Here is a 10,683-nt window from a genome sequence, read left to right on the forward strand (position 1 = left end):
GCAGGGTCGACCGCCGGGTCGATGGCGGGATCCACCAGACCCATGGCCAGTTCCACGGCCAGTTCCACGGCCGGGAAGGCCACCGAGAGGAAAGCCCCGGCCAAGAAGGCCGCGAAGAGGGCCGCGCCCGCGGCCAAGAGGGCGGCCGAGGCCGCCGAGCAGACAGGAGCCAGGACGGTGGGAGCGAAGAAGACCGTGGCTGCCGGCAAGAGTCCGGCAGCGGTGCCCACGGCCCGTACGGCGGCGGCGACAGCTCCGGGTGAGCTGGCCGTACGGCCGGGCGAGGACCCGTGGACCCCTGAGGAGATCGCCGCGGCCCGCGCCGAGCTGGAGGACGAGGTGATCCGGCTGAACGCCGAGCTGACCTCGTCCCGGACCGCTCTGACCAATCTGATGCGGGACTCCGGAGGCGGCGCGGGCGACGACGACGCCGACACCGGGTCCAAGAACATCACCCGTGAACACGAGCTGTCGCTCGCCGCCAACGCCCGCGAGATGCTCGAACAGACCGAGCGGGCGCTGCTCCGGCTCGACGCCGGTACCTATGGGCTCTGTGAGAACTGCGGCAAGCCGATCGGCAAGGCCCGTATGCAGGCGTTCCCCCGCGCCACACTGTGTGTGGAGTGCAAGCAGAAGCAGGAGCGCAGGGGCTGACACCGCACACGTGTGCCGTACGCTCGTGTCAGTCAGGCACCTAGGTTGAGGGACTCACGTGGCAGAGGCGGAGCGCATCATCGGTACGCCGGATGTTGACGACGAGGCTGCGGCGCCCGCCGAGCAGCCCAAGGGCAGGCGCCGTATCGCGGTGCTGCTCGGCGTGGCGGTCTTCGCCTATCTGCTCGACCTCGTCAGCAAGATGATCGTGGTGGCCAAGCTGGAACATCAGCCGCCCATCGAGATCATCGGTGACTGGCTGAAGTTCGAGGCGGTACGGAACGCCGGGGCGGCCTTCGGTATCGGCGAGGCGTTCACCGTGATCTTCACCGCCATCGCGGCGACCGTGATCGTGGTGATCATCCGGCTGGCGCGCAAGCTGTACAGCCTGCCGTGGGCGATCGCGCTCGGTCTGCTGCTCGGCGGAGCGCTCGGCAACCTCACCGACCGGATCTTCCGCGCCCCCGGAGTGTTCGAGGGCGCGGTCGTCGACTTCATCGCGCCCGCGCACTTCGCCGTCTTCAACCTCGCCGACTCCGCGATCGTCTGCGGCGGCATTCTGATCGTGATCCTCTCCTTCCGGGGTCTTGACCCCGACGGGACCGTCCACAAGGACTGACGGGACCGTCCACAGGGACTGACGACCGGGGACTGATCACCAGGACCGGCAAGGCATACTCGACGGGTGAGTACCCTCCCCGAGATCCGCACCCTGCCCGTACCCGACGGCCTTGAGGGCGAGCGCGTCGACGCCGCCATCTCGCGTATGTTCGGCTTCTCCCGCACCAAGGCGGCCGAGCTGGCCGGGGCGGGAAAGGTGCAGGTGGACGGCTCGGTGGTGGGGAAGTCCGAGCGGGTGCACGGCGGGGCCTGGCTGGAGGTCGAGATGCCGCAGGCGCCCGCGCCGGTCCGGATCGTGGCCGAGCCGGTCGAGGGCATGGAGATCGTGCACGACGACGACGACATCGTGGTGATCATGAAGCCCGTTGGGGTGGCCGCCCACCCCAGCCCCGGCTGGACCGGGACCACGGTGATCGGCGGCCTCGCCGCCGCCGGGTACCGCATCTCCACCTCGGGCGCGGCCGAGCGCCAGGGCATCGTGCACCGGCTGGACGTCGGCACCTCGGGGCTGATGGTCGTGGCCAAGTCGGAGCGGGCGTACACCCTGCTCAAGCAGCAGTTCCGGGAGCGTACGGTCGACAAGCGCTACCACGCGCTCGTGCAGGGCCATCCGGACCCGATGAGCGGGACGATCGACGCCCCCATCGGACGCCATCCGAACCATGACTACAAGTGGGCGGTGACCGCCGACGGCAAGCCGTCGGTGACGCACTACGACCTGCTGGAGGCGTTCCGCGCGGCCTCGCTGCTCGACATCAAGCTGGAGACCGGGCGCACCCATCAGATCCGGGTGCATATGGCTGCGCACCGGCACCCCTGCGTGGGTGATCTGACCTATGGCGCCGATCCGACGCTCGCCAAGCGCCTCGGCCTGACCCGGCAGTGGCTGCACGCCGTGCGCCTCGGCTTCGAGCATCCGTCGGACGGGCAGTGGGTGGAGTTCGCCAGCGGGTACCCGGACGATCTGCGCGATGCGCTCGACAGGATCGCGGCGGAGAGCGCCTGAGGGGGGAGCAGGCTCTCAGTCCACCGTGGTGCGGATGCCCAGCAGGGTGGCCCGCCCGGTCGTCTCGGTCACCACCGCGGTGGTGGCTCCGGGCCAGGTCAGCCGGGGTGTGAGCAGCGCCGCCAGTTCGCGGGCCCGGGCCGCCGCCGGAGGCTCGTAGAACAGCGAGAAGGTGCCGCGCGGGGCCAGCAGGCTCCGTACCAGGTCCAGTTCCCCGTCGGCCGGGGAGGTCCAGAACACATTCACGTTCACCGCGAAGATCTGGTCGAAGGGGCCGTCCGCGGCGGACAGTTCGGTGAGGGCCGCCCGGCGTACGACGACCCGGCCCGCCGCTAGCTGTTCGGCGTTGCGCAGCCGGGCACCGTCGACGGCGTGCGCCGAGCGGTCGATCGCGGTGATCGTGCCGGTGTCGAGCCGTTCGGCGACCAGCGCGGCGGCGACCCCCCGCCCGCAGCCGATCTCCAGGACCCGGTCGGCGGGCCCGACGGCCAGCTGCCCGACCGCCCAGCTCAGCCGTCTCGGCACGGCCCCATGAGGCACGGCCCCATGAGGCACAGCCTTACGACGCGCAGTCATACGAGGCACGCTAGCGGCTCTCCCCGCGCGCCGTCCCCTCCCGTCGCGGGCGGCTCGTAGGATCCCGGCATGGCGCGCACCGTGGTGATCAGTGGCGGAGGTACCGGAATCGGGTTCGCGGCGGCGGAGACCTTCGCCGCGGACGGGGAGCAGATCGTACTGCTCGGACGGCGCGAGGACGTCCTCGCGCGGGCCGCCGAGCGGATTCCCGGCGCCCGGTACTGCGCGGCCGACCTCGGCGACCCCGATGGCGCCCGCCTCGCCGCCGCGTTCACCGAGCGGGAGTACGGCACCGTCGATGTCCTGGTGCACAGCGCGGGCGGCAACGGCCGCCGGGAGAAGCCCGTCGAGCACACCGATCCGCTGACGGCCGCCGCCCACGACTGGACGGTGAACTTCCGGCTCAACACGCTCACCGCCGTGCTGCTCACCGAGGCACTCAAGAGCCATCTGGCCACCCCCGGGGGCCGGGTGCTGTTCCTCAGCTCGATCGCCGCGTACCGGGGTACGGGCCGTGCCGCGTACGCGTCGGCCAAGGCCGCGCTCCACCCCTACGCCTTCGGGCTCGCCCGGGAACTCGGGCCGCGCGGGATCACCGTGAACGCCGTCGCCCCCGGGCTCGTCGAGGAGACCGACTTCTTCGCGGAGCCGTTCCCCGAGGATCGCCGGCGGGCGCTGATCGCGGAGACCGCGACCGGGCGCGTCGGCCACCCCGGCGATATCGCGCAGACCCTGCACTGGCTGGCGTCATCGGCGGCCGGGCACATCACCGCCCAGGTGATCCAGGTCAACGGCGGCGCGGAACGCGGCCACTGAGCCGGGCCGGTGCTCCTGAGCCGGGCCCGTGCTCCTGAGCCGGCGGCGCTCCCGACGCCAGGAGCCCCAGGGTTCCCCGTGGCCGCTCACCGTCCGCCGGATCCCGGGTGCTGTCGTATCAGCCGCGGCCGGTGCGCGGAGGCTCCTCCTCCGCCGTGGTGAGTTCCACCGGACCGGGGGCGCGCTCCAGCGGCCCGCGGGACTGCTCCACCAGTCCGCCCGACCGCTCCGCCGCGGGGGCGGTCGCGATCCTGGGCAGCGCGTACGGATGGTGCTCGTACAGCCAGGCGATCAACTGCTCGCGCACCGCGCACCGTACGGTCCAGATGTCGTCCGCGTCCTTCGCGGTGACCACCGCCCGTACTTCGATCGTCGACGGGGTGGTGTCCGTGACGGCGAGCGACCAGTCGCGGCCGTCCCACGCCGGGCACTCGCGTACGACCTCGTGGAGTCTGTCGCGCATCAGGGGCACGGGTGCGGAGTGGTCGAGATGGAAGAAGACGGTCCCGGTCATCTGCACACCGCCGCGTGACCAGTTCTCGAACGGTTTGCTGGTGAAGTACGAGACCGGCATGGTGATCCGGCGCTCGTCCCAGGTCCGTACGGCGAGAAAGGTGAGGGTGATCTCCTCGATCGTCCCCCACTCGCCGTCGACCACCACCGTGTCCCCTATCCGCACCATGTCACCGAACGCGATCTGGAGCCCGGCGAAGAGATTGCCGAGCGTCGACTGGGCCGCGACACCGGCCACGATGCCGAGCACACCGGCCGACGCCAGCATGGAGGTCCCGACGGTGCGCATGGCGGGGAACGTCAGCAGCATCGCGGCGACCGCCACCACGCCCACGACGGCGATGACGACCCGCTGGATCAGCGTGACCTGCGTACGCACCCGGCGCACCCTGGCCGGGTCGCGGGTCGCCGCCGCGTAACGGGTGTAGGTGGACTCGACCACGGCTGTGGCGATCCTCACCACGAGCCAGGCGGATGCCCCGATCAGCACCAGGGTCAGGACCTGGCCGATGCCCGCGTGATGACCGCGGAGCGCGCCGATCTCCGCCTGTCGATAGGTCCCTCTCAGCACCGCCGTGCCCAGCACGAACCGCAGGGGCAGCCGGCAGCGGCGCAGCAGACCCCACAGTGGGGTCTCCGGGTGCCGGGTGTCGGCCCGCCGGAGCAGCAGATCGACCAGCCATCCCACGCACAGCGTGAGGACGGCCGCACCACCGATGACAAGCAATGGGCGCAGCACATTCTCCATGTCCTCGAACGTAACCTGACCGCATGGACATCATGCTTTTCCACTCTGTGTACGGTCTGCGCCCGGCCGTGCGGTCGGCCGCCGGGCGGCTTGAGCGGGCAGGTCACCAGGTGTGGACGCCCGATCTCTTCGACGGCAGAACATTTGACACGGCCGACGAGGGCATGACCTTCAAGGACGAGCTGGGCCAGGACGAACTGCTCAAACGGGCGATCACGGCCGCCGCACCGCACTCCGGGCGCGGGCTGGTGTACGCGGGCTTCTCGCTGGGCGCCGCCTTCGCGCAGACGCTGGCCTTCGGGGACGAGAAGTCGCGCGGTCTGCTGCTCCTGCACGGTACGGCGGACATCCCCGAGAACCCGGCGGTCGGCGAGCTGCCCGTACAGCTGCATGTCGCCGACCCCGATCCGTACGAGCCGCACGACTGGCTCACCGCGTGGTACCTGGGCATGGGCCGGGTGGGTGCCGACGCCGAGGTCTACCGCTACCCGGGCGCCGGGCACATCTTCACGGACCCGGAGCTGCCGGACTACGACGAGGAAGCCGCCGAGTCGGCCTGGAGGGTGTCGCTCGGCTTCCTGGAGACGCTGGGCACGGGTCGGCAGTGACACCCGGCGCGGGTCGGTACTGACACTCGGTACGGGTCGGTACTGACACCCGCCGCGGGCCGGTACCGACCCGCGGCGCGGGTCGGCAGTACGGGGTCGGCGGGGCGGCTCAGCGGCGGGCCAGGGCCTTGCCGATCTCCTTGGTGTACTCCGCTGCCGTCATCGGCGGGTTGTCCGTGCCCTCCGTGGTGATCTTCTTGCCGTCCATCTTGAGCGTCGGGGTGCCGCCGACCCCGCTCTTGGTGAACGTCGCCGACATCTTCATCGCCCAGGCGTCGAAGGTGCCGTCCTCGACATTCTTCTTGAACCCGGCGTTGGCCTTGAGCGCCGGGACCGTGTCGGCGATCTCCAGGAGATAGGAGTCCTTGGCGAACTTGTCCTCGCTCTCCTTGGGATGGAACTTCTTCGAGTAGAGGGCGGCCTTGTACTGCGAGAACGCCTCCGGGCTGACATCGAGCGCCGCGCCCAGCGCGCTGAGCGCGTTCTTCGAGCCCTCACCCTGGTCGAGATTGTCGATAAAGGTGGCGCCGACATACTTGACCTTGTACTTCCCGGCCCCGACGTCCTTCGTCAGCGTCTCACCCGCCCCCTGCTCGAAGGCCGCGCAACTCGGGCAGCGGGAGTCCTCGTACAGCTCCAGCGTCTTCTTCGCCGCCGGCTTGCCGATGACGACGGTCGTGCCGTTGGTGCCCTCGGTGTTCCTGGGCGCGGTGACGGTCTTCGCGTCCTTCGCCGCCTCCCAGTGGTCCGGCTTGTTGGACTCCATCACCGCGTAACCGATGCCGCCCGCGATCGCGAGGACCACGACCGTGGAACCGATGACGATCATCTGCCGGCGGACCCTGTCCTTCTTGGCCTGCCGCTCGCGCTCCAGGCGCAGCCGCTCACGGGCCGCCGCCTTGTTGGCCTTGCTGTTGCGTGCACTCATGCTGATGTCACTCCGTGGGATGCCGTACCGGGGAGATACGGAAGACAGGTGGGGGGCTCGCGGGGCGGGCGTTCCTGGCCTCGGCCGCTCGGGCGATCGGCTGCTCGGAAGCCCGGCCGGTCACCGTTTCAGCTGCTCGGGCGCTCAGGCGCTGATGCGCTTATGCGCTCAGGACGAAGCCCGCGGCGGGGCGAGGCGGTCCACGCCGGCCGACGGAGTGCACCAGCAGCCGGGTACGGGAGACGGCGTGGCGCGGGACGGAGCGGGCCACGCGGCGTCCGGGCCGGGGTGCCGCCACCACGGCGACCGCGAGCAGCAGCGGGCGGAACGCCAGCGTGCCCACCGTCCGCAGCAGGCTCGCCAGCGCCGCCTCGCCGTGCCACAGCCAGGCGGCGGCGAGCAGCCCGACGGAGACATGGGCCCCGAGCAGCAGCCAGGGCAGCGCGGGGTCGGTGGAGGCAAGCAGCGAGGCCGTACCCGGCTCGGCGACGCCCGGCAGGGTGCCGCCGACGCTCCCGCCGCACAGCACATCGAATCCCAGCGCCCGCAGCGAACCGGCGACCGGTCCGCCCCCGGGGCCGTAGCAGAGGTCCTGACCGGTGGTGAAGATCGTGTCCGCGGCCAGTTCGAGCGGGACGAGCAGGCCCGCGATGCGCCAGTAACCACGCTCGCGGCCGGAGAGGGCGTACGCGACGGCGAAGACGCCCGCCGAAAGACCGGCGACCGTGGTCCACGGCAGCGGGGACCGGGAGAGCAGCACATGGGAGCCGGCGGACAGCGTCACGACGAGTGCCGTGAAGATCGCCGCCCGCAGCGTCCTGAGCTGCATTTCCGATACATCCATCGTCTGCGAGTGTGCCATGACTGCCTGAGAGGAGCCTTAACGGATCCGGCCGTCCCGGGGCGGTGCCCTACAGGCCCGGAATCCGGCCGTTGCGGAACAGGTCGACAAAGATCTGGTGGTCCGCTCGCGCCCGCGCGCCATAGCGGTGCGCGAAGTCCACGAGCAGCTCGGGGAAGCCCTCCTCGTCCGCCGCGATGGCCGCGTCGATGGCCCGCTCGGTGGAGAACGGCACCAGGGAGTGGCCGCTCTCGTCGTCCGCCGCGCCGTGCATGGTGGCGGTCGCCCGGCCGAGGTCCGCGACGACCGCCGCGATCTCCTCCGGGTCGTCGAGGTCCGACCAGTCCAGATCCACCGCGTACGGCGAGACCTCGGCGACCAGCTGACCGGCGCCGTCCAGCTCGGTCCAGCCCAGCCACGGATCGGCGTGATCCTGGAGCGCGCGCTGTGAGATCACGGTGCGGTGGCCCTCGTGCAGGAAATACTCCCGCACGGTCGGATCGTCGATATGACGGGAGACCGCGGGGGTCTGGGCCTGCTTCATATAGATCACGACGTCGTTCTCCAGGGCGTCGCTGTTGCCCTCCAGCAGGATGTTGTACGAGGGCAGACCGGCGGATCCGATGCCGATCCCGCGCCTGCCGACCACATCCTTCACCCGGTACGAGTCGGGCCGGGTCAGGCTGGAGTCCGGCAGCGTCTCCAGATAGCCGTCGAAGGCGGCCAGCACCTTGTACCGGCCGGCGGCGTCCAGCTCGACGGAGCCGCCGTCCGGGGCGAAGCGGCGCTCGAAGTCACGGATCTCGGTCATCGAGTCCAGCAGCGAGAACCGGGTCAGCGAGCGGGCGTCGCGGAGCGCCCCCAGCAGCGGGCCCTCGGCGGTGTCCAGGGTGAACGGCGGCACCTCGTCGTTCTTGGCGCCGGTCGCCAGGGCGTGGATGCGCTCGCGGTACGCGGCGCCGTACGTCCGCACCAGCTCGGTGATCTGCCCGTCGCTGAACGCCTTCGTGTAGCCGAGCAGCGCCAGCGAGGCGGCCAGCCGCTGCAGATCCCAGGTGAAGGGGCCGACATACGCCTCGTCGAAGTCGTTCACATTGAAGATCAGCCGGCCGTTCGCATCCATGTACGTGCCGAAATTCTCCGCGTGGAGATCGCCATGGATCCACACCCGGCTGGTGCGCTCGTCCAGATACGGGCCGCGGTGGATCGCCCGGTCGCCCCGCGCGCCGTGCTCCTGCTCCAGGTCGCCGTAGAACAGACAGGCGGTGCCCCGGTAGAAGGCGAACGCCGAGGCGGCCATCTTCCGGAACTTGACGCGGAAGGCGGCCGGGTCGGCCGCCAGGAGGTCGCCGAAGGCGGTCCCGAAAACGGCGAGAATCTGCTCACCGCGCTCTGCGGGCGTGATCTCGGCGGGGTGCGGTACCGACATCGCTGCGGCCTCCTGGTGCGGGACGGATCAGGGCCCCCGGGGTGACCGGGGGAGAGAGTGGTTCAGCCAGTCCAACGCTCGACGGTACCCGGGAGTGCCCCACCGCCGGCGGCACGGTCCGGGATCGCCTCACCGCCCGCGGCACGGCCCGGGACACCCGTCGTTCCCCTTGACTGTCAGCCAGGGCCCGGCGGTCCGGAGGCCCGGACAGCCAGGGCACGGCGGTCCGGAGGCCCCACGACTGTCAGCGTGGCCCCGGCGGTTGTCGGTGCGGAGTCGTAGACTTCCACGCTGTCCCCCGCAGACACTCCGCCACCGCTCGTCGCCCGTTCTCTGGAGGCCCCCGCCGTGACCAAGCCGCCCTTCACGCATCTGCATGTGCACACTCAGTATTCGCTGCTGGATGGTGCGGCGCGGTTGAAGGACATGTTCGCCGCGTGCAATGAGATGGGTATGTCGCATATCGCGATGACGGATCACGGGAATCTGCATGGCGCGTACGACTTCTTTCATTCGGCGGTGAAGGCGGGGGTGACGCCGATCATCGGGATCGAGGCGTATGTGGCGCCGGAGTCGCGGCGGAACAAGCGGAAGGTGCAGTGGGGGCAGCCGCATCAGAAGCGGGACGATGTGTCGGGTTCCGGTGGTTATACGCATAAGACGATCTGGGCGTCGGATCAGACGGGTCTGCACAATCTGTTCCGGTTGTCGTCGGACGCGTATGCGGAGGGGTGGCTGCAGAAGTGGCCGCGGATGGACCGGGAGACCATCGCGCAGTGGTCGGAGGGGCTGATCGCGTCGACGGGGTGTCCGTCGGGTGAGTTGCAGACGCGGTTGCGGCTGGGGCAGTTCGACGAGGCGGTGAAGGCTGCGTCGGAGTATCAGGACATCTTCGGGAAGGACCGGTATTTCCTGGAGTTGATGGATCATGGGATCGAGATCGAGCGGCGGGTGCGGGACAGGTTGCTGGAGGTGGGGCGGAAGCTGGGTATTCCGCCGCTGGTGACGAATGACTCGCATTACACGTATGCGCAGGAGGCGACGGCGCATGATGCGTTGTTGTGTATCCAGACGGGGAAGAATCTGTCGGATCCGGACCGGTTCCGGTTCGACGGGACGGGTTATTACCTGAAGTCGACGGACGAGATGTATGCGGTGGATTCGTCGGACGCGTGGCAGGAGGGGTGCCGTAATACGCTGCTGGTGGCCGAGCAGATCAATACGGACGGTATGTTCCAGGCGAAGAACCTGATGCCGAGGTTCGAGATCCCCGACGGTTACACCGAAGTCACCTGGTTCCAGGAAGAAGTCCGGGTCGGGATGAACCGCCGCTTCCCCGGCGGCGTCCCCGACGACCGCCAGAAGCAGGCGGAGTACGAGATGGACGTCATCATCAAGATGGGGTTCCCGGGGTACTTCCTCGTGGTCGCCGACTTCATCATGTGGGCCAAGAAGAACGGCATCGCGGTGGGCCCCGGCCGGGGCTCGGCCGCCGGTTCGATCGTGTCGTACGCGATGGGGATCACCGACCTCGACCCGATCGAGCACGGGCTGATCTTCGAGCGGTTCCTCAATCCCGAGCGTGTCTCGATGCCCGATGTCGACATCGACTTCGACGAGCGCAGGCGCGTGGAAGTGATCCGGTACGTCACGGAGAAGTACGGCGCCGACAAGGTCGCCATGATCGGTACGTACGGAAAGATCAAGGCGAAGAACGCCATCAAGGACTCCGCGCGGGTTCTCGGCTATCCGTATGCCATGGGCGACCGGCTCACCAAGGCCATGCCCGCCGATGTGCTCGGCAAGGGCATCGATCTCAACGGCATCACCGACCCTTCGCATCCGCGTTACAGCGAGGCGGGGGAGATCCGGGGGATGTACGAGAACGAGCCGGATGTGAAGAAGGTCATCGACACCGCGAAGGGTGTGGAGGGCCTGGTCCG

Annotated in this window: 11 protein-coding genes; 6 read left to right on the forward strand and 5 right to left on the reverse strand. The window is 69.6% G+C overall.

Annotated features, from left to right (window positions below; genetic code table 11):
- The first annotated feature begins 177 nt into the window (after positions 1-177).
- From ACWF94_RS21535 to ACWF94_RS21545, 3 genes are all read left to right on the forward strand, one after another.
- Entirely contained in the window at positions 178-654 is a 477-nt protein-coding gene (locus tag ACWF94_RS21535; RefSeq protein ID WP_453490652.1) for a TraR/DksA family transcriptional regulator, read from the forward strand.
- Positions 655-712: 58 nt separating this feature from the next.
- Positions 713-1,273 (forward strand): signal peptidase II, encoded by a 561-nt coding sequence (gene lspA, locus ACWF94_RS21540; RefSeq protein WP_453490655.1) that lies wholly within the window; start codon positions 713-715, stop codon positions 1,271-1,273.
- 66 nt (positions 1,274-1,339) lie between these two features.
- Positions 1,340-2,281: an RluA family pseudouridine synthase gene (locus tag ACWF94_RS21545; protein ID WP_453490658.1), complete on the forward strand. Its 942-nt coding sequence runs from the start codon at positions 1,340-1,342 to the stop codon at positions 2,279-2,281.
- A gap of 15 nt (positions 2,282-2,296) precedes the next feature.
- On the opposite strand, the gene ACWF94_RS21550 is transcribed toward ACWF94_RS21545, so the two are convergent.
- Positions 2,297-2,806 (reverse strand): SAM-dependent methyltransferase, encoded by a 510-nt coding sequence (locus ACWF94_RS21550; RefSeq protein ID WP_453490661.1) that lies wholly within the window; start codon positions 2,804-2,806, stop codon positions 2,297-2,299.
- A gap of 120 nt (positions 2,807-2,926) precedes the next feature.
- Between ACWF94_RS21550 and ACWF94_RS21555 the strand changes: the two genes are divergently transcribed.
- Positions 2,927-3,673 (forward strand): SDR family NAD(P)-dependent oxidoreductase, encoded by a 747-nt coding sequence (locus ACWF94_RS21555; protein WP_453490664.1) that lies wholly within the window; start codon positions 2,927-2,929, stop codon positions 3,671-3,673.
- A 118-nt stretch (positions 3,674-3,791) separates the two neighbouring features.
- Here ACWF94_RS21555 and ACWF94_RS21560 read toward each other — a convergent pair whose 3' ends face one another.
- Positions 3,792-4,934: a mechanosensitive ion channel family protein gene (locus tag ACWF94_RS21560; protein ID WP_453490667.1), complete on the reverse strand. Its 1,143-nt coding sequence runs from the start codon at positions 4,932-4,934 to the stop codon at positions 3,792-3,794.
- A 23-nt stretch (positions 4,935-4,957) separates the two neighbouring features.
- On the opposite strand from ACWF94_RS21560, the gene ACWF94_RS21565 reads away from it, so the two are divergent.
- On the forward strand, positions 4,958-5,542 hold the full coding sequence (locus ACWF94_RS21565) for a dienelactone hydrolase family protein (RefSeq protein WP_453490670.1): 585 nt from the start codon (positions 4,958-4,960) through the stop codon (positions 5,540-5,542).
- Between the two features lie 109 nt (positions 5,543-5,651).
- Here ACWF94_RS21565 and ACWF94_RS21570 read toward each other — a convergent pair whose 3' ends face one another.
- The 3 genes from ACWF94_RS21570 to ACWF94_RS21580 form a co-directional block, all read right to left on the reverse strand.
- Entirely contained in the window at positions 5,652-6,470 is an 819-nt protein-coding gene (locus ACWF94_RS21570) for a DsbA family protein (RefSeq protein WP_453490673.1), read from the reverse strand.
- Between the two features lie 160 nt (positions 6,471-6,630).
- On the reverse strand, positions 6,631-7,314 hold the full coding sequence (locus ACWF94_RS21575; RefSeq protein ID WP_453490676.1) for a hypothetical protein: 684 nt from the start codon (positions 7,312-7,314) through the stop codon (positions 6,631-6,633).
- 67 nt (positions 7,315-7,381) lie between these two features.
- A complete protein-coding gene (locus ACWF94_RS21580) occupies positions 7,382-8,740 on the reverse strand; it encodes a DUF2252 domain-containing protein (protein ID WP_453490679.1) in 1,359 nt (452 codons plus the stop codon).
- A 348-nt stretch (positions 8,741-9,088) separates the two neighbouring features.
- On the opposite strand from ACWF94_RS21580, the gene dnaE reads away from it, so the two are divergent.
- On the forward strand, positions 9,089-10,683 hold a 1,595-nt coding region (gene dnaE, locus ACWF94_RS21585; RefSeq protein WP_453490682.1), incomplete at its 3' end, for a DNA polymerase III subunit alpha.

It is taken from the genome of Streptomyces sp. NPDC055078 (assembly GCF_053607985.1).

Excerpts from the sequence above, each read along its gene's own strand:
- ACWF94_RS21555 (WP_453490664.1), top strand. The coding sequence starts at position 2,927 with ATGGCGCGCACCGTGGTGATCAGTGGCGGAGGTACCGGAATCGGGTTC.
- ACWF94_RS21560 (WP_453490667.1), bottom strand. The coding sequence starts at position 4,934 with ATGGAGAATGTGCTGCGCCCATTGCTTGTCATCGGTGGTGCGGCCGTC.
- ACWF94_RS21565 (WP_453490670.1), top strand. The coding sequence starts at position 4,958 with ATGGACATCATGCTTTTCCACTCTGTGTACGGTCTGCGCCCGGCCGTG.
- ACWF94_RS21570 (WP_453490673.1), bottom strand. The coding sequence starts at position 6,470 with ATGAGTGCACGCAACAGCAAGGCCAACAAGGCGGCGGCCCGTGAGCGG.
- ACWF94_RS21575 (WP_453490676.1), bottom strand. The coding sequence starts at position 7,314 with ATGGATGTATCGGAAATGCAGCTCAGGACGCTGCGGGCGGCGATCTTC.
- ACWF94_RS21580 (WP_453490679.1), bottom strand. The coding sequence starts at position 8,740 with ATGTCGGTACCGCACCCCGCCGAGATCACGCCCGCAGAGCGCGGTGAG.